This window comes from Microbispora sp. H10830 (assembly GCF_014161375.1).
Classification (GTDB): domain Bacteria; phylum Actinomycetota; class Actinomycetes; order Streptosporangiales; family Streptosporangiaceae; genus Microbispora; species Microbispora catharanthi.
In genome coordinates this window covers 444,428-469,165 of sequence record NZ_JABBWX010000002.1, presented here as the reverse complement: position 1 = coordinate 469,165, position 24,738 = coordinate 444,428, and the positions used below count along the sequence as shown (strand labels likewise).

Sequence of the window (24,738 nt, the reverse complement as noted above, 5' to 3'; positions counted from 1 at the left end):
CGAAAGCAGCACACCTCAGGAAAGGAATCGTCTCTTGACGATGAAGAAAGCCCTCCTCACGGGGGCACTCGCCACCGCTGCCCTGATCACCCCTGTGGTGCTGGCCGCCGAAGCCGCGAGCGCGGCGAGCACGGCGTCGCAGGCCACGAGCAGCGTCTCCCGCCCGGTCGACGCCTCCAGGCGCGGGCCGGATCCGCGCGCGGACATCCGCGTCCACCAGTTCGTCCTGAAGGGCAAGACGTACATCCTCCCCAGCTGCCAGTACGTCGTCAACGGCGGCGTCTACGTCTCGCCGACCTGCGGGGCGGGCCTGACCCGGCCGGTGTACATCCTGTCCGGTCGCACCTACACCCTGCCGGGCGACTGGTGCGACCAGGCCGTCAGCGGCCTGCCCGGCCGCTGGTACGGCCTCCCCGGCTACCAGCTCGGCACCGGAATCCACGAGTACGTCGTGAGCGGGCGCACCTACGTGCTCCCCAGCTGCCAGTACGTCGTCAACGGCGGGGTCTACGTCTCGCCGACCTGCGGGGCCGGACTGACCACGCCGGTCTACATCGTCGACGGCCGCCGATACCCCCTGCCCGGCAGCTGGGGCTGTGACTCGTCCCTCGGCCTGCCCGGCCGCTGGTACGGCCTGCCTGGCCGCGGGTACTGGAACCCGGGCCACAACTGGGGCGGCGACCACTGGGGCGGCCACTGGGGCAACGGCACCTGGGGCGGCCACGGCGGCCCCGGTGGTGCGGGCGGCGGCTGGGGCGGCCACGGCGGTCCGGGCGGTCCCGGTCACGGCGGTCCGGGCGGTCCCGGTCACGGCGGTCCGGGTGGCGGCCCCTGGGGCGGCCCCGGTCACGGCGGCCCTGGCCAGGGCGGTCCCGGCGGTCCCGGCAACGGCGGCCCCGGTGGCCCCGGTCACGGCGGTCCCGGCAACGGCGGCCCCGGCGGTTCCGGCGGCTGGGGACACCGCTAACCGGTCACCTCAGGTCAGCCGGCGCGGTGAACGGGAACGCCGCGGCGCCGGCGACGACAGCACCGAAATGCTCTCGGCGAGTGCGCGCCACCGCCGAGAACGGCGAGGGACGTGGGGGTAACTAGTGGACGTCCCTCGTCCGGTCCGCGGCGGAGTTGCCTTCCGGGACACCGGATGATCGTTTCCATTCGCGCCCCGCTACCTGGAGCAGGAGCGCGAGTGGAGACGCGCCGCGAGAGAGCGGCTGCGACCGGCATCGTCGCAGCCGCTCTCCTTGTCTCGTCTCACCTGTGGACCGTACCCGCGTCCCGATTCCCTCACCCGCGAGGCGGCCGGCGTGACGGCCCGCGGTCGGGCTTCGCCCGGGACGAATCCGGTAACGGCCTCCGACGAAGGGAACCCCCTCCGATGAATCTGGACTGGTGCATCGAGGTGGCGCTGCTGGGCCTGCTCACGCTCTCGGCCTGGCCCCCACCTCGAACCGGCCCGATCCGGCGGCAGCCGCGCCTGCTCAGCGACGTCGCCGAAGCCGAGTTCGACCAGCACACGCGCCTGTACGTGCTGACGCACGTCCGCGCCGAAGGAGCCACCACCACGCCGCTCGTCGCCGATTGGGACCAGATCACGACGTACGCCGCACAGTGCTCCGACGAGATCGACACGCTCTATGTATGCGTGCTGCACGGCGTGCAGAAGTGGTACTGGCAGTGGGGCCTCATGACCGACGCCCCGGCCGATGCGACCGTAGGCAGACGGGGCGGGCGCCCGCGGCACGCGCAGCCGTACGGGCGCCGGCAGCGGCTCGACGCGGCGCTGGAGGAACTGGCGAAGCGGCGCACGCCTCCGGTCTGCCGGTTTCGCCGGCGTCCCGGAACCATCGGGTGATGAACGCCCGCAGGGTCGCCTGCCCCCCGGGGCGGTGCCCCTCAGCGGACGAGCAGGCCGGGCAGTGGCCCGGCGGAGGGCGCGGCAGGGTCGCCGAGAGCACATACGGGGGCCTCGGCGACCCGTCGACCGGACCGTCCGCGCGGTCTCGCCGCCCCGTCGCGCGCGGCGGGGCGCTCGGGCGGGCGGGGCGCTCGGGCGGGCGGGGCGCTCGGCGTCGCTGCCGGCGCCGATGGTCCCCGCCCCCGGAAATGCCCGCTGACCGGGCAGCGCCAGGTGGAGACCCGGGCGGGCGCCGCCCCTGCCCGGGTGGGCATCGGCATGGAATGATCGGACCGTGCTTCCGACCGCGGTCGTTCACGTGCCCCAGTGACTCCTCCGCTCCGAAGGGAGCGGCTTCTCGCTAGGCCGCTTCCGCAGCGTCGCGAAGGGCAAGCCCTGCCCTGAGGATGTTGACCGCCGCATTCACGTCGGCATGCGCGGAATGCCCGCACGCCTGGCATCGGAACCCGGCTTGGTTGAGGCGGTTCTCCTTCGCGCAGTGCCCGCAACGCGAGCAGGTGCGGGAGGTGTTGGCAGGGTTCACCGCGATCAGCTCTCGACCGGCGCTTTCAGCCTTGTGCGCGAGCACACGCAGGAACACCCCCCAACCCGCGTCCAGGATGCTCCGGTTGAGGCCGGACTTCTGGGCGACGTTCCGGCCGGGGTTGTCGATTGTGCCGGACGCCGACCGGGTCATGTTCGCGATCCGCAGATCCTCATGCACGATCACGTCATACGCGCGGACCAGGGCCAGTGCGGTCTTGTGCGCGCCGTCGAGGCGCTGCCGCCGCACCCTGGCGTGCAGGGCGGCCACCCGCGCTGCGGTCTTGCGGCGGCGCTTGGACCCGCGTTTCTTGCGGGCCAGGTCCCGCTGAACAGAAGCCAGACGCCCGGCGGACGCTTCCAGGTGGCGCGGGTTGGCCAGAGGCTCCCCGTCGCTGGTGGTGACGAGCGAGGCCACGCCCATGTCGATCCCGGCCGCCGCGCCGGTCGCGGGCAACGGCTCGGCGGGGACGTCGTCGCACGACAGGATTACATACCAGCGGTTGCCTTCCCGCTTCACCGCGATCGTCTTCACCCGGCCGCGCACCGGGTGGTGCCGGTGGACGCGAACATGCCCCACACCCTGCAAGCGCAGGAACGTTGCGGCTGGGTGTCCGGGCTGGGAATCCCACCGGCACCCGTCACCATCTTTGGGCCACTCGACCGTGTCGAACCACCCGCGCCCCTTGAAACGCGGGAAGCCGGGCTTCGCGCCTGCCTTGACGCGGCGGAAGAACGCCGCGAACGCCTTGTCCAGCCGTCGCAGGGTGGCCTGCTGGGAGGAGAACGACCACCGGCCCTGACCCTCGGCGTCATCGGCGCGGATGTGCTTCAACTCGCCCGACTGGTCGCCGTAGCGAACCGTCACCCCGGCCTTGCGGTAGGCCGTCCGCCGGTGCTCCAACGCCGCGTTGTACAGCAGCCGGTGATCCTCCACGCACGCGGCGAGCGCCATCTCCTGGTGGCGGGTCGGGCGCAGCAGGAACTTGAAGGACCTACGCACGACCGCTCCCCTTCGGAGCGCGCTCGTACCACGCCTCGATGTAACGCTGCACCGTCTCAGCCGACACCGCGCCGACCGTGGCCACGAAGGACGACCTCGACCACAGCGTGGGCAACCGGGAACGCAGGTGGGGGAACTCGGCGCGCAGGTGGTGGGAGGTGAAGCCCTTGAACAGGTTGGCCGCGTACGACGGCGAGTTCTTCGGGTGCGGCTTGACGAACAACTGCACGTGGTCGGGCATCACCTCAAGCGCCACGATCTCCCATCCGTGCTCGCTCGCCTTGGCGCGGATCAACTCCTCAAGGCGGGCCTTCACCCGGCCACCCAGGACCGGGCGGCGATACTTCGGGCACCACACCACGTGGTACCCGAGGTCATACGCCGCGCCGGGGGAGGTGCGCACCTGACGAGTCACCCGATCATTATCAGCACCGTCCATCTAACCGCGCAGGTGAAAGGCATCCGCGATGAGCCCAGAGAGAAAAACCCCCGTCGCCTGCAGTGTTCTGATGGCAGGGGTCGAGCGTCGGCGACGCCCGGCTCCTCACCCTCGCATGCCTTCCACGGCATGGTCCTGCGCACCCTGCTGGGCGACGGGCACCCCGATCTGGTCCCGCCGCGGGCTCTGCGGCCCGGGCAGGTGATCCTCGCCGGAGTCCGCGCGCTGGATCCGGCGGAGCCGGCCTACGCCGCCGACGCGGGCCTCGCCTGGCACACCGTGCCCGAGCTGACGGCCGACCCCGGCGTCCTGGTCCCGGCCGTCGCCGCCGCCGGGGGCACCGCCGTCTACATCCACATCGACCTCGACGTTCTCGACCCGGAGGAGTTCGGGTCGCTCAGCTACCCCGAGGCCGGCGGTCTGTCCGTCGCGGCACTGCGCGACGCCGTACGCGCGCTGACGGCCCGTTTTCCCCTGGCCGGCCTGGGGATCACCGAGTACGCCCCCCGCCGTGAGGAGGACCAGGCCGTTCTCGCCTCACTCGTCCCCGCCCTGCTCGCCGGCGCCGCCACCGGGTGAAGGCGCGGGCATGGCTCACGCGCCGAGCAGCGCGGCGACCGCGCCGGTCGTCGCCGGGTGCCGGGCGAGGAGAGCCGCCACCTCGCCGCTCTCCTGCCGTCCGCTCCCCCACTCCGCCGTGCAGCCGAGCAGCGCGGCCATGGCGTCGCACGCCTGCGGATGCCGGGTCAGCAGCGCGGACACCGGCCCGCTCGGCGCGGGTGCCGCCCGGGCCCTGCGCGCCGGTGCGGCCGGCCGTTCCCAGGGCGGGGTCCAGGCGTCCAGCTCGGCCAGCGCGCCGGGGAAGGTCCGGCCGGCCTCGCGGACGAGCACGGGGACCAGCTCCGGCGCGTGCCGGCGCAACGTGGTGATCAACGTAGGCAGCCACGGCAGCAGGACGGGGTCGGGCAGCCGCGCGAAGGCCTTCGACAGCGCCTCGACCACGAACGGCGCGAGGCCGGGGACGGGTTCGAGCGCCTGGACGAACCCGCTCACATAGAGCGGATAGGCCGGGACGACGAGCGGGTTGGCCAGCAGCTCGTCACAGCGGGCACGCAGCTCCTCCCTGGTCAGCAGGCCCAGCTGCGTCTGCGCCGCCCACAGCAACGCGACCTTGGCGGGGTCCCGCGGGTGCGACTGCCGTACGGCCAGTTCGAGCTGGGCCCGTTCGCACCCCAGCGACAGCGCGAGGCTCTCCAGCGTGAACAGGAAGCCGAGCATCGCGCCGACCTGGCGTACGCCGGTGTCGTCGTCGGCGAACGCGGTGGGCAGCAGCGTGCAGTAGTGGGCGTATCCGGCCGTGACGAAGTCCTCGCACCAGGCGGGCAGCTCCGGTTCGCTCGCCCGGTAGTAGGTCAGCAGCCGCCTGATCCGGCGCAGCACCTCGGGAGCGTCGTCCACCGTGCGCTCGGCGGCCAGCAGCTCGACGGCGCGGGCGCCGAGCTCGCCGGCGAGGCGGCGGCCGCCCAGGTAGAGGATGGCGTCCTCGACGGCCGCGAGCGCGACCGCGGCCGTGGCCTGGGGATCCCACGCCGTGCGGCGCAGCCGCTGCTCCAGCACCTGCTCGACCGTGACGCCCTCGTAGCCCAGCTCGACGATCTCCCGCTGGTGCCGGCCGAGCGCCACGTCCCAGCTCTCCTGGATCGGCCGCTCGCCGAGGCGGCGCGCCCCCATGATCGGCCGGAGCGCACCGTCGGGCAGCAGGTAGCGCAGCGTCCACAGCAGATCGGAGCACGGCTCCAGCTCTGGGTCCGCCTTGAGGTCGAGCAGCACCCGCTGCTGTGTGCGCCTGGTCAGGTCCAGCCCGAGGGGCTCCAGCCGGTCGTACACGTCACGGGCCAGCGGGGGCAACGCCTCGTAGCCGACCATCCCGATCTTGTCGCCGCCCAGGAGGATCTCACACAGGCGGCGGACGTCCCGGCGGCCCGGCACGGCGTCCTTCTCGATGCAGGTGACGGCCGCGTCGGCGAAGTCGTACGGCGTGGGCCTGGCCCGCCCGCGCAACCCGGCGAGCAGGATCGACGTCTCGAACACGGCGATGGCGTCGGCGGTGCTGGCCAGATAGCCGTTGCGGCGGGCCAGCCGCACGATGTCGACGCACCATCCGCGCAGTTCGTCCTCGTCCAGGCCGTCGAGCACGGGCGGGCCGGCGAGGAACCCCGTCAGCCGGTCGGCCGCCGGCTCGGCGGCGACGGGCGATGCGGCCTTGGCGGTTTTGGCTGCCTTGGTGGCTTTGTCGGCCTTGGCGGCCCGCTTCCCGGGTCCGCCCTGCTGCCCCTCCAGCCGGTGGGGTGTGAGGCCCCCACGCTTGACCGCCTTGGCCCAGGTGGCGGCGGCGATGGACACCGAGCCCTGGGCCAGGCCGAACTGCGCCTCGATCGCGGAGTGGCTGGAGGGGATCAGCCCGTAGAGCCAGCGGGTGCCCGTGCGCGGGCTGATCTCGTACGGCGGCGCCTCGGACCGCAGGCCGAACTCGGCGATCGTGCTGACCGCGTGGAAAGCACCGCACACGTACAGGCAGTCGGCGGGGTCCGCGCCCGACTCCGCGAGGTGCTCGCGGATGCGCGTCCACATATAGCGCTCGCGTTCCTCGTCAATGGTCAGGCGGTCGTTCCCCTGCGGGCGGAGCCGCCGGAACAGGCTGCCGACCAGCGCCATCGCCTGGCGGTAGGTGTCGTAGCCCGCTCCGGTGAGCGGCTGCTCGACGTACTGGTCCCACCACTCCGACCAGTGCCGCACCTTGCCGTGGTGCAGCAGGTGCTTTTCCAGCTCGGCGAAGCGCGGCCGCAGGTCGCCGATCTCGACGCCCACGGCGTCCCCGTGCAGCGCCGCCTCGTCACCGTGCCCGTCTTCGACCGAGCCGGCCTCCTCCGGAGCCGGTCCGGCCGAATCGGCCGGACCACCCGTTTCCTGGGGCAGCCATTGGAAGACGTGGTCCACCGAGCGGTCGACCAGCACGATCTCGACGCCGGGGGTGTCGAGCGCGTACGCGATGGCCTGATACTCCGCCGACGCCTCCGTGACCGGCGCGATCACGCTGAGCGGTCCGGAGCCGGCCGGGAACCCGTCGAGCTGGGTGGCGAACGCCTGCAGCGCCACCGGCAGCCGGCAGTTGCGCAGCTCGTCGAGGATCGGGCGCATGTCCTCGCACAGCTCCAGGTAGACGACCTTGGGCCGCTTGTCGCGCAGCCGCCGGGTCATGGCCAGGGCGGAGGCCGGCGAGTGGTGGCAGACCGGGAAGATCTCCAGCTCCTCGCGCAGCACGCGGTCGACGTCGTCGACCATGCCGGACAGGATGCCGGCCAGGGCGTCGCCGCCGCCGGAGAAGGCCGCGGCGGCGTCGAGAAGCTGCCCGCGCAGGGCGTCGAAGGTGCTCATGACAGCGTCGAGATCGCCTGACGGCCGCCGTCGAGGAACCGCGTCCACTCGCCTCCGTCGTTCCTGCTGCGTGGTTCGACCACGCCGTGCCAGTACTTGTTGAGGATGGCCAGGTCCTCCGGGGCGCGCCTGGCCAGCGAGCCCACCAGCGAGCCGCCCAGGGTCTCGGCGCGCAGCGTGCGGTCGCCGAAGAAGTGGCTGTGCAGGATGGCGTCCTCCAGCACGCCGATCTGCTCGGCGGTGGACAGGGCCGACTCCAGCTTCTCGTCCTCGCTCGTGGCCGACGCCGCCGCGGTGCGCAGGTCGGCGAAGCTCTGCAGCAGGATGTCGAGGAGCGCGGGCGGCACGTCCAGCTCGATGCGGTGCCGGCGCAGCAGTTCCGTGGTGCGGAAACGGACGATCTCCGCCTCGCTGGCCTTGCTCGTCACCACCGGGATGCGGACGAAGTTGAACCGCCGTTTCAGCGCCGAGGACAGGTCGTTGACGCCCCGGTCGCGGCTGTTGGCGGTGGCGATGATCGAGAACCCGGGCCTGGCGAACACCGTGTTGTCGGTGTCCAGCTCGGGAATGGAGACGTATTTCTCCGACAGGATCGAGATCAGGGCGTCCTGCACGTCGCTGGTGGAGCGGGTCAGCTCCTCGAAACGGCCGATCATGCCCTGCTCCATCGCCGTCATGATCGGGGACGGGATCATCGACTCGCGGGACTGGCCCTTGGCGATCACCATCGAGACGTTCCACGAATACTTGATGTGGTCCTCGGTGGTGCCCGCCGTTCCCTGCACGACCAGGGTGGAGTTGCGGCAGATGGCGGCGGACAGCAGTTCGGCCAGCCAGCTCTTGCCGGTGCCCGGATCGCCGATCAGCAGCAGGCCGCGGTCGGAGGCGAGCGTCACGATGCTGCGCTCGACGAAGCTCCGGTCGCCGAACCACTTCTGCGGGATCTCCCGGTCCAGGCCGTCGGACCGCTCGCTGCCGAGCACGAACAGCCGGACCATCCGGGGGCTGAGCCGCCAGGAGAACGGCTTGGGGCCGTCGTCGATCGACTCCAGCCAGTCGAGCTCCTCGGCGTACTTCACCTCGGCGGGCGCGCGGAGCATCTCGTTGGTCATGTGAGGGGGTCTCCTAGGCGAGGAAGTTCTTGAGTTCGAACACGAGCTTGCGGATGTGGCCCGAGATGACGGGCGTGCCGAGGTCCTTGAGCTTCTGCCGGAACCACGGGTTGACGCTCTGCTGGCCGCCGCTGCTCACCGAGCCGACCGGGATGAGCCGTACGCCGGATCGGTGCAGCGCCTCCATCCCGGCGTAGACGGCGGGGCAGTTCCATTCGTAGAAGTCCGAGATCCACACGACCACCGTGTTGCGGGGGTCGGCGACCTTCGGCTGGGCGAGGGCCAGGGCGGCGGTGCCGTCGGTGCCGCCGCCGAGCTGGGTGCGCAGCAGCACCTCGAACGGATCGTGCACCCACGGGGTGAGGTCGAGCGCGCGGGTGTCGTACGCGACCAGATGGACGTCGACCTTGGGCAGCCCGGCGAAGATGGACGCCAGGATGGTGCAGTTGACCATCGCGTCGACCATGGAACCGGACTGGTCGACGACCACGATCATCCTGGCCGGCGTCGTGCGCCTCGCGGTGCGCCGGTAGTAGAGCCGGTCGACGTAGAGCCGCTGGTCCTCGGGGCTGTAGTTGGTGAGGTTCTTCCAGATCGTCCGGTCGAGGTCCAGGTTGCGGAACACCCGCTTGGGCGGCACCGACCGGTCGATCACGCCCGCGCTGGCCTTTTCGACCTGGGTGCGCAGCACCTCGGCGACCTCGTCGACGAACCTGCGGATCAGCGCCTTGGCGTTGGCCAGCGCCACCCCCGAGAGGTTGGCCTTGTCGCGCAGCAGCTGCTCGACCAGCGACATGCTGGGCGTGAGCTGCCGCGCCAGGGCCGGGTCGGCCAGCACCTCGCGCAGGCGCATGCGGCTGACCAGCCCGGCCTCGATGTCGGCCAGCGCCTTGGCCAGGTCGTCGTCGCCGATCCGGACGCCGTTGCCAGGCCCGTGGCCGGCCGTGGGGCCCGGCCCCACGCCCGTCCCGGGCTCGCCGCCGGGTCCTCCCGGTTCCGCGCCGGTCCCGGGTCCCGCCGCCGGTGCCGTGCCCGTTCCCGGTCCGGGCGCCGGCCCCGCGCACAGGGCCCGCTTGAGCCAGGCGGCGTCCTGCTGCCAGGTCGCGAGCTGGGTGGCGCTGACGTCACCCGCACCGGTGGCGAAGACGTTGAGCAGCAGCTTCGAGACGAGTGCCGCCCTGCGCACCTCGCCGCCGGACACGTGCTCGTCCGGCGTGAGCAGGGTCTCGAATTCGGCGGCCAGGTCGGGGAAGCGCTGCACCAGTGAGTCGACCGACACGGCAGGGTCGAGCAGCCCGGCGGGCAGGCCCAGGTCGCCGACGACCGCGACGCTCGCGGTCTCCAGCGCCGGCTGCTCCTCGTGGTCGAACAGCCGGGCCAGCAGCCGCCAGTAGAGCAACTGACGCCGGTTGCGGTCGGCGTTCGTCAGTCCGTCGTCTCCGGTTGTGGAAACGGGCGGGAGAACGGGCGCGGTGGCGTCCCCGCCCGTGGGCGCGTGGGCGCTCGTGGAGATGTCGTCGCTCATCGTCGCAGCAGCCGTCCGGCTCGTTCCCGCAGGACGGTGACCGCGTCGGCGGCCCTGGCCTCGGCCTTGGCCGCCTTGGGGTCGGTGGGGCCGAGCGCCCAGTCGCCGGTGGCGACCACCACCGCCTCCCGCTTGACCTTCGCCTGCACGGCGAGCGGCTGCAGCGTCCATCGGCCGCCGTCCCACCGGACCAGTCCCACGCACGCCGACGAGGCCGCCACCAGCTTGGGCGTGAGCGGGCCGCAGCCGGGCAGCAGCTCCGCGTCCACGGCGAGGACGGTGCCGTCCAGGTCGAAGGAGCCGTCCTTGGTCACCTTGTAGCCCTCCACCAGCACCGGTTCGGCGATGCGTACGGGAACGCGGTCGAGGGGCGGCACCGCCGGGGCGAGCGCGCCGGGCAGGCACAGCCGGGCGGTCGCCAACGGGTCGGCGGGCTTGCTCACGAAGGCGCGGTCGTCGTCCCAGACGAGGTCACCGCTGTCGAGCAGGGGCATGTCCGCGATCTCGACGCTGCGGCGGTCGGCCAGCGCGGCCAGCAGCACCTTGTGGCGCTGCGGCAGCTTCCACAGCGCGGTCCCGACGATGGTGTCGACCTTGGCGACGGTGACGGAGGTGCGCACCAGCCGGGACCTGCCGCCGTCGGCGGGTTCCAGGACGGCGTGCACCTGGAACTGGACGGCGGTGCCGTGCTCGTGCACGTCGACGCCGAGCACCAGCAGCCGTCCCGACACCGTGGCGGCGGGCCGGGGCTCGCCGGTCAGTACGCCCTCCTGCGACAACAGCAGGGCGCGGGTCCACAGGTCGGCCCAGCGCCGCACCGGCAGGTGCTCCGCGGAGCCGATCGGGCAGGAGGCGCGCAGCTCGGCGGCGAAGCCGTCGAGCAGCACCGCGAGCCTGCGCAGATCCGGTGCGGCGAGCAGGGCCTCGATGACCTGGTCCGCGGCGGAGACGAGGTCGTGGTCGACGCCGCGCCAGCCGGTGATGGCCAGCTCGCGCAGCCAGGAGCGGACGCCGCCGAGCACGTGCCCGGCCGGCTGAGCGGCGGCGCCGCCGGCCGTCCCCGGGCCGTCGGGCGCCGATGGCCATTCCGCCCGTTCCCGTCCCAATGCCGTGTCCAGGCTCTCGAGCAGGGAATCGTGCACGGCGCCGGACAACGCGACCCGGCCGCCCGCCAGGGCCGTCAGATGCTCCTGCGTGATCGAACCGGACACGACCGCGTCGGCGGCCTCCGCCAGCCGATCGCCGAGAGGGGTGGCCGCGAACGCCGCGGCCAGCGCGGTCACCGCGTCGGCGCGCTCGTCGGCGAGCCGGGCGAGACCGTGCACCAGGGCGTCGTCGAAGCCGTCGAGCAGCGCGAGCGCCTCCTCGGCCCCCTCGCCGGCGTTTCCCGAGTCGCCGCCGAGCAGGGCGGCGAGCTGTACGGCGAGCATCAGCCCACCGTCCCCGTGGCCGGGAACCAGTGCAGCTCCGGGATCGGCAGGGTCGTGTCGGCCACCTCCAGGTAGGCCAGGTGGCGCAGGAACCGGCTGAACACGACCGCGGCGGGGGCGGGCTCGTGGACGCCGCCCAGGCAGTCGGCCAGATCCGCGCCCTCGGGGACCTCGACCCGCAGGTAACGGGACACGCGGTCGGCGCCGTACTGCACGACGGCCTCGGCGACCAGGGCCCGCAGGTGTTTGCACGGCGAGCCGTACAGGCCGCCGCAGGGGCGGTTGTTGTTGGTGCTGCAGTTGTAGTCGTGGGTGCCGGCGGCGATGGAGGAGACGTAGACCCGGCCGATGTCCGAGCCGCTCGACACCACGCCCTGCAGCCGGCCGTCCGCCAGCTCGACGAAGGGGACCTTCGCCAGCTTGCGCGGCTGGACCGGCGGCACCACCCGCAGCCTGCTGTGTCGCGCCCACACGGTCGCGCCGTTGGGGGAACGGTCTGTCATGATCCGGAAGGTAGCCGAGCCGTCCGACAAAACAGCCCGCCCGCGACGGCCGGCTCACGGTCACGGCTTCGGTCACCGCCGCATCCAGGGACGATGCCGCTTCGGCATTCACCTTGACATGAGTGGACACTTCGAGAAAGATCCACCTGTCGATTGTTGTCCCGCTCGCGATGCCGAGAGGTCGCCTTGCGGTTGCCCCGTGTGAAAGCCCAGCACCGCCCCCACAGGTACGGCAACGACCGGATCCGGATAGGCGGGGCCGCGCAGGAGATCAGCGATCCGGACGGCCACGCCTGGGCGGCCCTGAACGCGATGGACGGCACGAGGACCCCGGAGGAGGTCGTCGCCCGCCTGTGCCGCGCGTTCCCGCGGCTCACCGAGGCCGAGGCGACCGGCGTCGTCGATCTCCTGCTCACCTCGGGATACGTGGAGGACGCCGCCGGCCCGCGGCCCGAGGAGCTCAGCCTGCGGGAGCTCGAACGCTACTCGCGCAACGCGGCGTTCTTCCGCGGCAGCGGCCTCGCGCCGCGCGAGCACGGCTGGGAGGCCCAGGTCCGTCTCAAACGCTCCCGCGTGCTCGTTCTCGGGCTGGGCGGCACCGGCAGCCACACGGCCTGGGCGCTCGCCGCGTGCGGCGTCGGCGAGATCCACTGCGTGGACCGCGATCTGGTCGAGCTGTCGAACCTGACGCGGCAGGCCCTCTATCGGGAGGCCGACATCGGCAGTCCCAAGGTGGACGTGGCCGTCGCCCGGCTCGCCGAGGTCAACTCCTCCGTCCGCGTCACCGGGGAGACCCGGGCGGTCGAGTGCGAGGAGGACATGATCGACCTCGTACGCGGGTTCGACGCGGTGGCGATGTGCGCCGACGAACCGGCCGGACGGGGCGGCATCCGCATCTGGGCCAACCGGGCCTGCCTGTCAGAGAGGATCCCGTGGGCGCTCGGCGGTTACAACGGCCCGCTGGTGAGCGTGGCGGCGTTCGCTCCCGGCGGCCCGTGCTACGAGTGCCTGACCGCGAGTGTCGACGCCCCGCTCGCGCCGGGGATCCCCCTCGACCTCGGCGGGCCGGACGTCATCGCGCCCTCCGCCGGAGTGTCGGGCCACCTGACCGCCCAGGCGGTCATCGCGTTCCTGACCGGGATTCCCGCGACCTCGGGCAGCTACGTCACCGGCATCAACCTCGTCGCCCCGGACCAGCACGTCTACACGCGCCATCCGGCGGCGCCGGACTGCCCCGCCTGCGCGCCGGACGCGCTCCGCGCCGAGTCCCTCGGCAGCATGGCCGGGTGACAGGCCTCGGGCCGCCCCCGCCGGTCAGGCGAGCGGGAGGCCGGCCCCGGGCTCGGACTCGGGGCGCGGGCCGCGGATGCGCCGCTCGCTCTCCTCGATCGGCACGTCGTTGATGCTCGCCTCCCTGCGGCTCATCAGGCCGTCGGCGGTGAACTCCCACAATTCGTTGCCGTAGCTGCGCCACCACCGGCCCTCGGCGTCGTGCCACTCGTACTGGAACCGCACGGCGATGCGGTCGCCGCCGAAGGTCCACAGGTCCTTGCGCAGGGCGTAGTCGCGCTCGCGCTCCCACTTGCGGCGCAGGAAGGCGACGATCTCCTCCCGCCCGGTCAGGAACTCCGAGCGGTTGCGCCACACCGAGTCCTCGGTGTACGCGAGCGCGACGCGTTCGGGGTCCCTGGTGTTCCAGGCGTCCTCGGCGGCCTGCACCTTCTGTCTGGCGGTCTCCTCGGTGAACGGCGGAAGCGGGGGACGTGTGCTCATCGTGCTCTCCTTCCCGAATAAGAGAACGCTCGTTCTCCCTACGTATCGTAGAGAACGAGCGTTTTCCGGGGCGAGGAGGGGTCGGTGGAAACACCACGCGACGGGGACACCGCACGCGACCTGGACACAGCACGCGGCCCGGACGCCACACAGCGCGGGCGGATCGACGGCGACACGGCACGCCGCCGCGTCCTCGACGCGGCCGAGCGGCTGTTCTACGCCCGGGGCATCCAGGCCGTGGGCATGGACCAGATCCGCGACGCGGCCGGGGTCTCGCTCAAGCGGCTCTACCAGTGCTACCCGTCGAAGGACGCGCTGGTGGAGGCCTACCTGGAGCATCGCGACCAGCGGTGGAACCAGGCCCTGGCCGAGCACGTCGGCCGCGTCGCCGAGTCCCGCGAGCGGGTGACGGCCGTCTTCGGCTTCCTCGCCGAGTGGTTCGGGACCACCGATTTCCGCGGCTGCTCGTTCATCAACGCCTTCGGCGAGCTCGGCCCGGCGTCACCGCCCGTGGCGGCGGCGCGGGCGCACAAGCGCACGCTGCGGGAACGGCTCCACACGCTCGCGGCGGAGGCGGGCGCCGCCGACCCGGACGCGCTCGCCGACCAGCTCCTGCTGCTGGTGGAGGGGGCCATCGTCGCCGCCGCCATGGGCACGGCCACCGCTCCCGCGGAGCGGGCCCGGTCTGCCGCCCGGGCGCTGCTCGACGCCGCGACCGCCCCCGGTCACGCCCGCACCGCGCACCGGCGCGGCTGAGCGCCCTCCGCCATCCCGGAGGACTACAGGGAGGCGTCGCCGGGGCCGGAGGCGGTCGCCTCAGGCGTTCTGTTCGTCTCGCTCCGCGCCTGCTGGGGCAGGAAGATCCGGGACAGGCGCGGAGCGTGGTCCGGCGCCGCCCGTGGGAGAGAGATGGTGAAGGTGGCTCCGGCTCCCGGCCGCCCGTCCACGTCGATCGTGCCGCCGTGCGCGTCCATCACCTCGCTCACCAGAGCCAGGCCGATGCCGAGACCTCCGGTGTGGGGCGCGCCGACATGTCTGGCGAGCAGGCGCTCGCCGTCACGCGGATCCAGCCCCACGCCGTCGTCCCGCACACTGAGCCGAACCGTCTCCGGACCCGAACACACGGTCACCCAGATGTGGCCGCCCGCCGAGGTGTGACGGAGGGCGTTGTCGAGGAGCGCCGAGATCACCCGGCGCAGCGCGGACGGCGCTCCGCACACCACATGGTCACCCGGACTTCGCCGCAGGTCGATCGTCACCCCGCGCTGCCCGGCGCGGGCCGCCTCGGCGTCGGCCGACTCCTCCGCCAACGCTGCCAGGTCCGCGGGCCCGAACGGCCGGCGGCGCTGCCTGAGCTGGGTCGACAGCAACAGGTCCTCGATCACCTCGCCCAGTTGCCCGATGCCGGTGACCAGCCGGTCGACGTCGCCCACGACGACAAGAGGATCGGGGTCCCGGCGCAGACGCCGGGCGGCGAGCTGCGCGCGGACGTGCAGACGGGTCAGCGGGCTGCGCAGTTCGTGGCTGACGTCGGCGGTGAACCGGCGCTGCCGGTCGAGGGCCTCGCCCAGCGGCGCGATCGCCCGGCGGGCGAGGACCTGGCCGATCAGCAACGCCGCCAGCAGGGCCGCGGCCTCGGCCGCGCAGAGCGTGCGCAGCAGCCGCTGCCGCTCGGTGACGGGGTAGTACATGTCCCTCACCGCCTGCAGGGGCACGTCGCCGCGCCGCTGCGTACGGACCAGGTAGGTATGGCCGCCGACCTCCGCGACGTCGACCCGGGTGCGGCCGTCGGCGGCGACCCGGTCGAGCGCCTCGCGCACCGGCAGGCTCTCCGGCGCCCCCGGGGAGCTCCGCACGGTGTTCGCCCGGAGTTCGAACAGCCATACGCAGGGCGGCGGGTGGTCCATCGGGGCCGACATCGCGGCCACGGCCAGGTCGCGCCGGGCGGTGGCATCCTGCTCGCCGACCACGACGGAGTAGACCAGCGTGCCCAGGAGGGCGATCGCCAGCGAGAACACGGCCGCCACCTGCGCGGTGATCCGGCGGCGGGTCCGGATCAGCAGGCGCCGCTCCGGATCGAAGGACCGTCTGGTCGTCACAGCTCGCCCAGGCGGTACCCCACGCCCCGCACGGTACGGACGACGCCGGGCCCCAGCTTGTTGCGCAGGTAGTAGACGTAGGTGTCCACGATCGACTCGGTCCTGGCGCCGTCGAAGATCCGCTGCCGCAGCGAGGTGCGCGTGTGCACCTGCCGGGGACGGGCCGCCAGCGCGTGCAGCAGCCGGCACTCCTGGCCGGACAGCGTCACCTGCTCACCGGACGGCAGCCGTACGGTGCTGGACGCGGAGTCGAGCCAGCCGGCGCCGAGCGGCAGCAGCGCGGCCTGGTCCAGGTTTCTGCGGTGCAGGGCGCGCACCCTGGCCAGCAGTTCGTCGATCTCGAACGGCTTGACCAGGTAGTCCTCGGCGCCCGCGTCGAGTCCGGTGACCCGGTCGGCGAGGGCGCCGAAGGCGGTGAGCATCAGCACCGGCACGGTGACCGCCTGCCGGCGCAGCCGCCGCAGCAGATCGAGCCCGTCGACCACGGGCAGCCCGCGATCGATGATCATCGCGTCGTAGCCACGGCTCAGCGCCAGGTGCAGGCCCCGCTGGCCCTCCAGCGCCAGGTCGACCGTGTATCCCTGGTCGCCGAACACCTCGACCAGCATGTCTCCCAGCTCGCGGTCGTCCTCCACGAGCAGCAGGCGCAAGGAGCGCGGTTCGGATGTCCCCGATATCCGTGCCACCGGACAACCGTGGCACCGCGATCGGGAAATTTCCAGAGTTCGGAATGCCGCCCTCGGGAACCTCCCCCCGTGTTCTGCGAATGTCCGAACTCACACATGAAATTAGATGAAACCGGTTTCTCCCGCCGCCGCACCCACCGGCGCCGCACTCCCCGCGCTTCTCGCGTCGGCCGGCTCGTGGCGCTCGGGCAGCGCCAGTTTGTAAAGCGGCAGGGCTGCCGCGGTGGTGAGCACGGCCACGAGGACGAGCATCGCGAAGAGCTCCTGCGTGATCATGCCCTGCGCCAGGCCGATGTTGATGAAGATGAGGATCATCAGTCCGCGGGCGTTCATCATCGCGCCCATGGCCCAGGATTCGCGCCAGCCGAATCCCAGCGCCCGCGTCGCCAGCGAGCAGCCGAAGTACTTCCCGGAGAAGGCCAGGATCAGGATCAGTGCGAACGCCACGAGCGCGAAACCGCCGGTGATGCCGCCGAGATGGGTGTTCAACCCCGAGAACGCGAAGAAGACGGGCAGCAGCAGGGTCGATACGATATCCATCATCCGGCCGTGCAGAGCGGCGCGGAACGCCGGCTCGCGCGGCATGGCCAACCCGGCGACGAAGCCGCCGAACACCGAATAGACGCCGATCGCGTCGGTGAACCACCCGGCCGCGAGCGGCACCAGCACGATCACGTACACGGCGCCGGTGCCGAGGCGCCCGGTACGCGCGACGCGGCGGCCCAGGGGGCGCAGCAGCGGAGCCACCACCCCGAGCATCACCACCGCGAACACCGCCGCCAGGGCGATGGTGCGCAGCGTGTCACCGGGACCACCACCCAGGTGCACCGCCGACAGCGCCGCGAGCAGGCACCAGGCCACGGCGTCGTCGATGGAGGCGGCCAGCAGGGCGATCCGGCCGACGCGGGTGTTCTGCAGCCCGCGCTCGTACAGGATCCTGGCGAGCATGGGGAACGCGGTCAGCGACAGCGCTCCCCCGAGGAACAGGGCGAACTCCAGCCGGCCGACGTCCGGGCGGGAGAGCCGCTCCCACAGGACGAGCCCGGCGGCGCCGCCGAGGACCAGCGGGGAGATGATCCCCGACGCCGCCAGCACGCTCGCCTTGCGCAGCTCGCCCGGCGCCCGGGCGTCGTGGTCCATCCCGGCCCCGACCAGGAACATGTACAACGTCAGGCCGAGGGTGCTGAGCACGTACAGGACCGGCCTGACCTGGGCGGGGAACAGGGCCGCCTGGGCGTCGGGGAACACCGCGCCGAGCAGCGTCGGCCCGAGCAGGACGCCGGCGACCATCTCGCCGACGACGCGCGGCTGCATCACCAGAGTGGCCAGCCGGCCGCACAGCGCCGCGGCCAGCAGGATCACGGCCAGGGCCGGCAGCACTCTGAGGGCCAGTTCGAGGTTGGGGTCGGCGGCGGACGCCTCTGTCGGGAGAAGGGCGGGGAGAAGGGCCGGAACGGGCATGGCTTGCGCCTCCGCTCGTGGTCGGGACCTGAGGTCGGCCGGTGGTCTACGTGCTTGCGGAACGGGCGTCGCCGGAGAAGTGGCGCTCGCACAGCCGCAGCCGGCGCGCGTCCCACACCATGTACGTGCCGAGGACGAGCTGCACCAGGCTGCGCCAGACGTCCTCCCAGCCGTCCCTGAGCCGCATGAACAGCAGCGTCAGGCGGCGTCCCCGCCCGCGCCGCGCGTGCAGCGGGGTGAGGAGGCACGGTCCCCGGTTGGGCAGCGACCGGGTGTGCGCGGCGGTGGAGTCGAGCTCGTACGAACGCAGGACCTCCCGCACCGCGACCCGCATGGCGAGCGGCGCGAGCCGCCACGCCGGGCAGGGCCGGTTCGCCGGCATGCCGAACGGGATGTGGTTGAGCTCCCTGACCGGGGCGTGCCCGGGGGCGAAGCGTCCGGGATCGAAGCGCTCGGGATCGGGGAAGCCCGCGCGGTGGAAGGCGGGGTAGTCGAAGCACAGCACCGAGCCGGCCGGGATGACGACGTCCTCGGCCACGGGGATGTCGCCCGTGGTGACGCGGTGGGCGATGCCGAAGAGCGGGTAGAGCCGCAGCGTCTCCGCGATCACCTGGTCGAGGAAGCGGTCGTCTCCGGCACGTGCTCCGTTCTGTACGTCCGGGTGCCGGGCGAGAGCCATCAGCACATGGGCCGTGGCCTCCGACATCTGCACGACCGCGGTGTTGAAGAAGGCGCCCTGGAGATACAGCGCCTGCTCCCGGGCCGTCAGGCCCGCCGGGAGCTCGTGCGCCACCCTGGGCAGCGACTCGACGAGATAGGCGGTCAGCCGGTCGCGCCGGTCCATGTGCCGCAGGCCGCAGCACTTGAGCGCGGTCACGACGTCGTCCGCGTTGCCGACGATGAGGTCGCGGGCGTGCGGCGGGCAGGGCTCGCGGAAGACGAGCTCGTAGGAGAACTCGGCCCAGGCCGGCATCATGAGGTCGCGCAGCCGGACCACCCCGCGCCTGCCCTCCAGCGTCCGGCCGACGCACCGGCGGGTGAGCTCCTCAACCCGCGCCCGCGGCTGGGACAGGATGCGGCGGGTGGCCAGGGCGACGGCGTCGTACCGCTCCCCCGCCTCCAGGTGCTCCTGGTGCATCTCGGGCCCCGGCGACAGCCAGTACCAGAACAGGTCGGACAGGACGGCGCCCTTGCTCCGGCCGGAGGCCGCCGGGTGGGAGTAGACCTCCCTGAACCGGTCCACGCCGACCAGGTCGCCCGGCACGGCGATGCTCTCCTCGCCGTTGATCCTCGTGAACACCCACCCGCGCAGCACGACGACGCGCCCGGGGAGCCACCGGGGCAGGCTGATCACGACGATGGCCGCGGCCACCCACACCGCCGTCAGCATCGCCGCACCAGCCCCGGCTCCAGGTCGTGCGGCGAGGCGAGGCCGCACAGGGTGAGCGCCTGCTCGACCTCGTCCCGCAGCAGCCCGAGCACGCGGGCCACGCCGCACTCACCGCCCGCCGCCAGGCCCCAGATCACCGGACGGCCGACCGCGACGGCGGACGCGCCCAGCGCCATCGCCTTGACCACGTCGGTGCCGCGCCGGATCCCTCCGTCCATCAGCACCGGTACGGCCCCGCCGACGGCGGCCACGATCTCCGGCAGCAGATCGACGGTGGCCGGAACGGTGTCGAGCTGCCGTCCGCCGTGGTTGGAGACGTACAGCGCCGACACGCCGTGGTCCAGGGCGAGGCGCGCGTCGGCGGGATGCGTGACGCCCTTGAGCACGATCGGCAGCCGCGTCATCCGCCTCAGCAGGTCGACGTGCTCCCAGGAGATCGCGGGCGACATGACGATCGGCCGCACCGACTCGGGGTCGCCGTCGCGCAGGTTCTCGCAGCGCATGCCCTCCGGGAGGTCCTCGAACCCGTTGCGCACGTCCTGGTCCCGGCGTCCCCTGGCGGGGGAGTCGACAGTGACGACCAGCGCCGCGCAGCCGGCCTTCTCGGCACGCCGGACGATCGCCTCGGTGAAGGCCATGTCCGGCTGGACGTAGAGCTGGAACCACAGGGCGGCGCCCGGCGCCGCGGCCGCGACGTCCTCGACGGCGACCGTGGCGGCCATGCTCACGATCATGATGGTCTCCGCGGCGGCCGCCGCGCGGGCCGTGGCCTTCTCCCCCTCCGGGTCGGCGAGCCGGTGGAACGCGGTCGGCGCCACCAGCACCGGCATCGCCGCGCGGCTGCCCAGCAGGGTGACCCCGATCCGCGGGCTCCCCGCGCCGCGCAGGACCCGCGGCAGCAGCGCGAGCCGGGCGAACGCCGCCTCGTTGGCCTTCACCGTGACCTCGTCGCCGGCCCCGCCGGCGAAGTAGTCGTAGTGGACGGGATCCAGCCGGTCGCGAGCCGCCGCCTCGAAGTCCCGGATGGCCGGCAGCACGGCCGTCACTCCGAGACCGGGAGGCTCTGGCGCTTGAAGAAGTCCCGGAGCGGGCGCAGGTGCACCTCTTCCGAGGTCCAGTCGTTCTCCAGGTTCTCGGTGACGTGGTGGACGGCCTCCACCACACCACCCCGATAGCGGCGTACGACCGGGTGGAGGTAGTGGCCCTCGTGCGCACGCTCCGCGTCGCTCTGCCTGATCCGCCCCACCGCGATGTCGAAGGGGTCGACCTGGTCGTGGTGCGGGCCGTACTCCAGCGTGATCGCGAAGTGGCCCCCGTCGCCGATCGGCGGGCCCTGCAGGTCGAGCGGCAGCTCCTCCAGGTAGCGCATGCCGCCGCGCCCGTCCGGGACGATCATGTCGGCCAGCACCCCGAACTGCTGCCACAGCGCCGAGCTGCGGTTGACCCGTTCGAGCACGGCCGCCGCGAGCGCGTCCGGATCGGCGGGAAGGTCGCGGCCCGGCCAGGGCACGCCGTGATGCCTGTTCTCCAGCATGCGGTGCAGGGCGCGCACGCCGTAGCGGAAACCGTGGATGAACCCGTTGGTGCCGCGCTTGAAGTCGAGCGACTGGGTGATCGTCCCGGCGCAGTGGAGATCGGGCACGTTGACCGACTCGTAGGCCGGGGTCAGCGCGGGGAACCTGTCCCCGATCGTCAGCTCGGGACGGCACTCGGGTGAGAAGACGGAGGCGTCGAACCGGAACCCGGTGCAGACGATCACCCGGTCGTACGGGATGTCCTTGGTCACCTCGTCGGCCCGGACGAAGGCCACCGTCACCAGGTAGGAGCCGTCGGCCCGGCGCTCGATGCGCCTGATGTCGCCGTCCAGCACGGCGTTCTGCAACTTGAGCTGGTAGGTGTCGAGGAAGTTGTTGTTGGCCGCGCGCAGGTGCCCGACGAAGTGGGTCCGCCAGGCCAGGCGCACCGAGTGCGGTCCGGCCACGTGGACGACCGCGGCCGTCTCGAGGAGGTTGTCGGCGGTCTCGAAGGCCGAGTTGGCCTTGCCGATGACGAGCACCCGCATGTCCGTGTAGTCCGCGGGGTCGGTCGAGTGGGTGCTGTACTGCTCGGCGGTCTCGATGCCGGGGATGGGCGGGACGTTGGGCCGGGAGACCCCCGTCGCGACGATCACCCGCCGTGCCCGGTACGTCCGGCCGTACTCGTCGGTCACCAGGAACGGGCCTTCGGCGTCCGGGCGAGCGACCTCGGCGACCCGCGCGTCGTACGTGACGTGCAGGCCCTGAAGGGCGACGAAGTCCTCCAGGTAGCGGACGAAGTCCTCGGCGGCGGGGAAGTAACGGTCGCTGTAGCGGGTGAACAGGAGACGGGGGTCGTCCGACAGCAGCGAGTTCCAGTCCATCCGGAGGTTGAGCTCCGGGTCGTCCCATCCGGTGTGCTTCTTGTTGATGGAGATGAGCTTCCGATGGCGGGGGAAGGTCCGGAAGAACGCCCCGGGCTCGGGCGCCGCCTCGAGAATCCGGTAGCCGCGCCCCGCCCGGTGCAGGAAGTGACCCATCTGCAGGCCCGCCGGTCCGGCGCCGACCACCAGGTAGTCCAGGATGTTGTCCGGCACTGACGCCTCCCTCACTGGGGTGGTTGAAGTTTCACCAGTGTTGGCGGGCGATTCTCAGAGCTGGATCAGAGCGCCGACGACAGATGCCTTTCCACCAGGGCACGCTTGTCCGGTTTGCCGCTCGGCGCGACCGGCACGGAGGACACCGTCGTGATCGTCCGGGGGACGCTGTCCGCGCCGAGCTCGGTGCGCACCAGCTCCACCAGGGCGGCGTGGTCCGGGGTGCGGCCCGGAGCGGGGACGACGAACGCGTGGACGGCCTCCCCGGTCCGCTCGTCCGGCGCGCCGGTCACGTACGCCTCGGCCACGTCGGGATGACCGGCCAGCGCCCGCTCGATGGGACCGGCGTAGACGACGATCGCGTTCACGATGATCACGTCCCTGGTCCGGCCGGCCAGGTACAGCAGGCCGCTCTCGTCGAGGTGACCGAGATCGCGGGTGCGCAGCCAGCCGTCCCGCAGCACGTCGCGGGTCTCCTCCGGCTGATCCCAGTAGCCCGCCATCAGGAAGGGACTGCGCACGTGGATCTCGCCGGTGTGTCCCGTGGCGACCGGGCGGCCCTCCTCGTCGCGCACGCTGATCTCGACGCTGGGATGCGGGCGGCCGACCGAGGCGGGCGCATCGCGGCCCTCGCCGGGGGTGAGCATGGAGATGACGCCGGCCTCGGTCGCGCCGTACCCCACGTAGACGACGGGGCCCAGCCGGTCCGCCGCCTCCAGCAGCCGATGCGGGCTGACGGGCGATCCGGAGACCGTCAGCGCGCGCAGGCTGCCGAGGTCGACCGGCTCCTCGCGGAGCAGGTCGAGCATCTGATACAGCCGGGGCACGGTCACGATCGCGCCGGTGATCCGGTGCCGCTCGATCGCGTACGGGAACAGCGGCCGGCCGTCCTCCTCGGGGATCACCGCGGTGCCGCCGCCGAGCAGGCACGGCGCCAGGAAGTTCAGCACCACCAGGCTGGACAGGGTGCCGAACAGCAGGTAGCGGTGGAAGGACTCGTCGAAGCCGGGCGCGATCGACGACCAGCAGCGATGGCCGGACCAGTGCGCGGCCAGAGCCCGATAGGTGAGCACGCAGCCCTTCGGCCGGCCCGTGCTTCCGCTCGTGAAGGTCAGCAGGGCCGTGTCGTCCGGGCGCGCCTCGACCGCGGGGAAGCGGTCGCCGCCGGGATGGGCCAGGAGGTCGGCCGCCCCAGCCGGACCGGGGGCGGGGCCCAGCGACAGCACCGTGGCGGACCCGGCGGCGTGGAGCAGTTCCGGTGTCGCCGCCGACCGGTCGAGGACCATGGCGTCGACTCCCACGCCGAGCACATCGGCGAGCTGACGAGGCGTGTACCCGGGCCTTACGCTCACGACGCGGCAGCCCAGCACGTGCGCGGCCATCTGGGCGGCGAACCCTTCCGGGGACAGCCCGGTGCGGACGGCGACGCCCTTGCCTGGGCCGAGACCCGCGTCGCGCATCGCGACGGCGATGTGCCCGATGAGCTCCAGCACCTCGCCCCGGGAGACGATCCTCCCGCCCTGTTCGAAGGCGGGAGTGCCGGGAGAGCCTCGCAGCGCCTCCAGCAGCAGGTGCGGGAACCCTTCGGCGTGCCCGGACGGCCCGTCGGGGTCCGATGGCACGGTGTTGGGCACGGTGTTGGGCACGGTGTTGGGCTCCGTGCAGGGCTCTGTGCGTTCGTGGTGCGTGGCGCGGGTGACGGGATCGTGCATGTCCGGCTCCTTCGTCTCGCGAGGCACCCGCCCGCAGCGACGAAACGACCGGCTGCGGCGCGGACGCCGGTGTCCCCCCGGCTGTCGCGACGGTAGACGGCACAGATCAGAGCCGGATCAGAGCGATCCCTGAGTCAGGAGGCGCTGCGAGACAGGTGTTCAGCCCATCGCGAGCATCATCGGGGCGTACATGCGGGTCCGGTCTCCGGGGAGCGGCCTGCCTTCGTGGACCATGAAGGATGTCGAGAACGCCTGTGACAGGCCCCGCTCTCCGAGCCAGTCCAGCAGGCTCGGCCGGGCGCGCTCGACCTCGATCCGCACCAGGCCGTCGGCCTTGCGCGCGAGGTCGGTGACGAGCGCGCGGGCGGTCGCCTCGTCACCGGCGACCACCGGCCCGATGAACAGGGTGCTCATGCTGCGCCACGACACGGCGTAGCCGGTCGGCCCCGTCTCGTCCTCGGCGACCCTGACCTCCTCGGAGAAGGCGAACAGCCGCGCCAGCAGCCCGGCCCGGTCGGCGCCGAAGACCTCCCCGTCGAGCGCGAGCAGGGCGTCGAGATCGGCGCCGAGGTCGGCCGGCCGCGTCAGGACGGGGTCGTCCCCGGGGCGCAGGCGCCCCACCCGCGCCTCCGTCACGCCCAGCGTCTCGAACCCGAGCTTCTCGTACAGCGGCCGGCCGAGCTCGGTGGCCCAGAGGAAGACGGTCGCGTCACCGGCCGCGTCGAGCACGTGCGTCATCAGCCGGCGGCCCAGCCCGCGACCGCCATACCGGGTGGCGACGAGCATCATGCCGATGCCCGCCGCGGTCGCGCCGTACCGGGTCAGCGTGACCGTGCCCGCCAGCTCTCCAGAAGGGGCGTCGATCGCGTAGACCTCGGCGTTCTCCAGGAGGAACAGCCACTTGCGCTCCTCCCGGCCCCAGGCCCTGTCCTCGCTCAGGGCGAGGCATCGATCCAGGTCCTCGGGTCCGAGTCGTCGGGCGGGGAGCTCGGCGGCCGGCGTGGTGAGCGGGTCGGGCATGCGTCTTCCTTGTCCGCGCCGGCTCACGGCCCCGGCGCTCGTGGCGGCATCCGAGGCTAGCCGCACCCCCGATCCGGCGGAAACCGGTTTTCCCCAGGGAAA

The 24,738-nt window shown here is 72.5% G+C and carries 21 protein-coding genes; 5 read left to right on the top strand and 16 right to left on the bottom strand.

The window, feature by feature from the left end:
- Positions 1–34 precede the first annotated feature (34 nt).
- Together HHX35_RS06940 and HHX35_RS06935 are read left to right on the top strand one after the other, a co-directional pair.
- Complete coding sequence (locus tag HHX35_RS06940; RefSeq protein ID WP_182898048.1) at positions 35–967, top strand: hypothetical protein; 933 nt, start codon at positions 35–37, stop codon at positions 965–967.
- 408 nt (positions 968–1,375) lie between these two features.
- Positions 1,376–1,852 carry a hypothetical protein gene (locus HHX35_RS06935; protein ID WP_182898047.1) on the top strand — a complete coding sequence of 159 codons (477 nt, stop codon included), beginning with the start codon at positions 1,376–1,378 and terminating at the stop codon, positions 1,850–1,852.
- Between the two features lie 403 nt (positions 1,853–2,255).
- Here HHX35_RS06935 and HHX35_RS06930 read toward each other — a convergent pair whose 3' ends face one another.
- Both HHX35_RS06930 and tnpA read right to left on the bottom strand, forming a co-directional pair.
- On the bottom strand, positions 2,256–3,440 hold the full coding sequence (locus tag HHX35_RS06930) for an RNA-guided endonuclease TnpB family protein (protein ID WP_182898046.1): 1,185 nt from the start codon (positions 3,438–3,440) through the stop codon (positions 2,256–2,258).
- The gene (gene tnpA / locus HHX35_RS06925) at positions 3,433–3,855 is read right to left on the bottom strand and encodes an IS200/IS605 family transposase (RefSeq protein ID WP_310738932.1); all 423 of its coding nucleotides are present in this window, start codon (positions 3,853–3,855) and stop codon (positions 3,433–3,435) included. The genes HHX35_RS06930 and tnpA overlap by 8 nt, the downstream gene beginning before the upstream one ends.
- Here tnpA and HHX35_RS06920 point away from each other — a divergent pair.
- Positions 3,802–4,458, top strand: a complete 657-nt coding sequence (locus HHX35_RS06920) for an arginase family protein (RefSeq protein ID WP_310738931.1) — start codon at positions 3,802–3,804, stop codon at positions 4,456–4,458. The genes tnpA and HHX35_RS06920 overlap by 54 nt on opposite strands.
- A 15-nt stretch (positions 4,459–4,473) precedes the next feature.
- On the opposite strand, the gene HHX35_RS06915 is transcribed toward HHX35_RS06920, so the two are convergent.
- Genes HHX35_RS06915 through HHX35_RS06895 form a run of 5 tightly spaced genes read right to left on the bottom strand, consistent with a single transcriptional unit; the run spans position 4,474 to position 11,884 of the window.
- Positions 4,474–7,314 carry a DUF5682 family protein gene (locus HHX35_RS06915; protein ID WP_182898043.1) on the bottom strand — a complete coding sequence of 947 codons (2,841 nt, stop codon included), beginning with the start codon at positions 7,312–7,314 and terminating at the stop codon, positions 4,474–4,476.
- Positions 7,311–8,426 (bottom strand): AAA family ATPase, encoded by a 1,116-nt coding sequence (locus tag HHX35_RS06910; protein WP_182898042.1) that lies wholly within the window; start codon positions 8,424–8,426, stop codon positions 7,311–7,313. Before HHX35_RS06910 ends, HHX35_RS06915 begins: the two co-directional genes overlap by 4 nt.
- Positions 8,427–8,439: 13 nt before the next feature.
- Positions 8,440–9,951: a VWA domain-containing protein gene (locus tag HHX35_RS06905; RefSeq protein WP_182898041.1), complete on the bottom strand. Its 1,512-nt coding sequence runs from the start codon at positions 9,949–9,951 to the stop codon at positions 8,440–8,442.
- Entirely contained in the window at positions 9,948–11,381 is a 1,434-nt protein-coding gene (locus HHX35_RS06900; protein ID WP_220505098.1) for a hypothetical protein, read from the bottom strand. The genes HHX35_RS06905 and HHX35_RS06900 overlap by 4 nt, the downstream gene beginning before the upstream one ends.
- Positions 11,381–11,884: a hypothetical protein gene (locus tag HHX35_RS06895; protein ID WP_182898040.1), complete on the bottom strand. Its 504-nt coding sequence runs from the start codon at positions 11,882–11,884 to the stop codon at positions 11,381–11,383. Before HHX35_RS06895 ends, HHX35_RS06900 begins: the two co-directional genes overlap by 1 nt.
- A gap of 201 nt (positions 11,885–12,085) precedes the next feature.
- Here HHX35_RS06895 and HHX35_RS06890 point away from each other — a divergent pair, with 201 nt between their 5' ends.
- On the top strand, positions 12,086–13,174 hold the full coding sequence (locus HHX35_RS06890) for a ThiF family adenylyltransferase (protein WP_220505097.1): 1,089 nt from the start codon (positions 12,086–12,088) through the stop codon (positions 13,172–13,174).
- Between the two features lie 24 nt (positions 13,175–13,198).
- On the opposite strand, the gene HHX35_RS06885 is transcribed toward HHX35_RS06890, so the two are convergent.
- Positions 13,199–13,657, bottom strand: a complete 459-nt coding sequence (locus HHX35_RS06885; RefSeq protein ID WP_182898038.1) for a nuclear transport factor 2 family protein — start codon at positions 13,655–13,657, stop codon at positions 13,199–13,201.
- A gap of 84 nt (positions 13,658–13,741) precedes the next feature.
- On the opposite strand from HHX35_RS06885, the gene HHX35_RS06880 reads away from it, so the two are divergent.
- Positions 13,742–14,413: a TetR/AcrR family transcriptional regulator gene (locus HHX35_RS06880; RefSeq protein WP_310738929.1), complete on the top strand. Its 672-nt coding sequence runs from the start codon at positions 13,742–13,744 to the stop codon at positions 14,411–14,413.
- A gap of 23 nt (positions 14,414–14,436) precedes the next feature.
- Here the strand turns inward: HHX35_RS06880 and HHX35_RS06875 are convergent, their stop codons facing one another.
- The 8 genes from HHX35_RS06875 to HHX35_RS06840 all read right to left on the bottom strand — a co-directional run bounded on the left by HHX35_RS06875 (position 14,437) and on the right by HHX35_RS06840 (position 24,636).
- Complete coding sequence (locus HHX35_RS06875; protein ID WP_182898037.1) at positions 14,437–15,756, bottom strand: HAMP domain-containing sensor histidine kinase; 1,320 nt, start codon at positions 15,754–15,756, stop codon at positions 14,437–14,439.
- On the bottom strand, positions 15,753–16,442 hold the full coding sequence (locus tag HHX35_RS06870; protein WP_205825642.1) for a response regulator transcription factor: 690 nt from the start codon (positions 16,440–16,442) through the stop codon (positions 15,753–15,755). Before HHX35_RS06870 ends, HHX35_RS06875 begins: the two co-directional genes overlap by 4 nt.
- A gap of 102 nt (positions 16,443–16,544) precedes the next feature.
- Positions 16,545–17,903, bottom strand: coding sequence for a cation:proton antiporter (locus HHX35_RS06865; RefSeq protein WP_182898036.1), 1,359 nt, complete (start codon positions 17,901–17,903; stop codon positions 16,545–16,547).
- 46 nt (positions 17,904–17,949) lie between these two features.
- On the bottom strand, positions 17,950–19,293 hold the full coding sequence (locus HHX35_RS06860; RefSeq protein ID WP_182898035.1) for a cytochrome P450: 1,344 nt from the start codon (positions 19,291–19,293) through the stop codon (positions 17,950–17,952).
- Positions 19,287–20,330 carry an alpha-hydroxy acid oxidase gene (locus HHX35_RS06855; RefSeq protein ID WP_220505096.1) on the bottom strand — a complete coding sequence of 348 codons (1,044 nt, stop codon included), beginning with the start codon at positions 20,328–20,330 and terminating at the stop codon, positions 19,287–19,289. The genes HHX35_RS06860 and HHX35_RS06855 overlap by 7 nt, the downstream gene beginning before the upstream one ends.
- Positions 20,331–20,335: 5 nt before the next feature.
- A complete protein-coding gene (locus HHX35_RS06850; RefSeq protein ID WP_310738926.1) occupies positions 20,336–21,904 on the bottom strand; it encodes an NAD(P)-binding domain-containing protein in 1,569 nt (522 codons plus the stop codon).
- 65 nt (positions 21,905–21,969) lie between these two features.
- Positions 21,970–23,616: a class I adenylate-forming enzyme family protein gene (locus tag HHX35_RS06845; protein WP_182898034.1), complete on the bottom strand. Its 1,647-nt coding sequence runs from the start codon at positions 23,614–23,616 to the stop codon at positions 21,970–21,972.
- A gap of 159 nt (positions 23,617–23,775) precedes the next feature.
- Positions 23,776–24,636: a GNAT family N-acetyltransferase gene (locus tag HHX35_RS06840; protein WP_182898033.1), complete on the bottom strand. Its 861-nt coding sequence runs from the start codon at positions 24,634–24,636 to the stop codon at positions 23,776–23,778.
- Positions 24,637–24,738 lie beyond the last annotated feature (102 nt).

Coding starts and splice junctions, on each gene's coding strand:
- HHX35_RS06915 (WP_182898043.1), bottom strand. CDS start 7,314: ATGAGCACCTTCGACGCCCTGCGCGGGCAGCTTCTCGACGCCGCCGCG.
- HHX35_RS06900 (WP_220505098.1), bottom strand. CDS start 11,381: ATGCTCGCCGTACAGCTCGCCGCCCTGCTCGGCGGCGACTCGGGAAAC.
- HHX35_RS06935 (WP_182898047.1), top strand. CDS start 1,376: ATGAATCTGGACTGGTGCATCGAGGTGGCGCTGCTGGGCCTGCTCACG.
- HHX35_RS06840 (WP_182898033.1), bottom strand. CDS start 24,636: ATGCCCGACCCGCTCACCACGCCGGCCGCCGAGCTCCCCGCCCGACGA.
- HHX35_RS06895 (WP_182898040.1), bottom strand. CDS start 11,884: ATGACAGACCGTTCCCCCAACGGCGCGACCGTGTGGGCGCGACACAGC.
- HHX35_RS06905 (WP_182898041.1), bottom strand. CDS start 9,951: ATGAGCGACGACATCTCCACGAGCGCCCACGCGCCCACGGGCGGGGAC.
- HHX35_RS06910 (WP_182898042.1), bottom strand. CDS start 8,426: ATGACCAACGAGATGCTCCGCGCGCCCGCCGAGGTGAAGTACGCCGAG.
- HHX35_RS06885 (WP_182898038.1), bottom strand. CDS start 13,657: ATGAGCACACGTCCCCCGCTTCCGCCGTTCACCGAGGAGACCGCCAGA.
- HHX35_RS06845 (WP_182898034.1), bottom strand. CDS start 23,616: ATGCACGATCCCGTCACCCGCGCCACGCACCACGAACGCACAGAGCCC.
- HHX35_RS06860 (WP_182898035.1), bottom strand. CDS start 19,293: ATGCTGACGGCGGTGTGGGTGGCCGCGGCCATCGTCGTGATCAGCCTG.
- HHX35_RS06865 (WP_182898036.1), bottom strand. CDS start 17,903: ATGCCCGTTCCGGCCCTTCTCCCCGCCCTTCTCCCGACAGAGGCGTCC.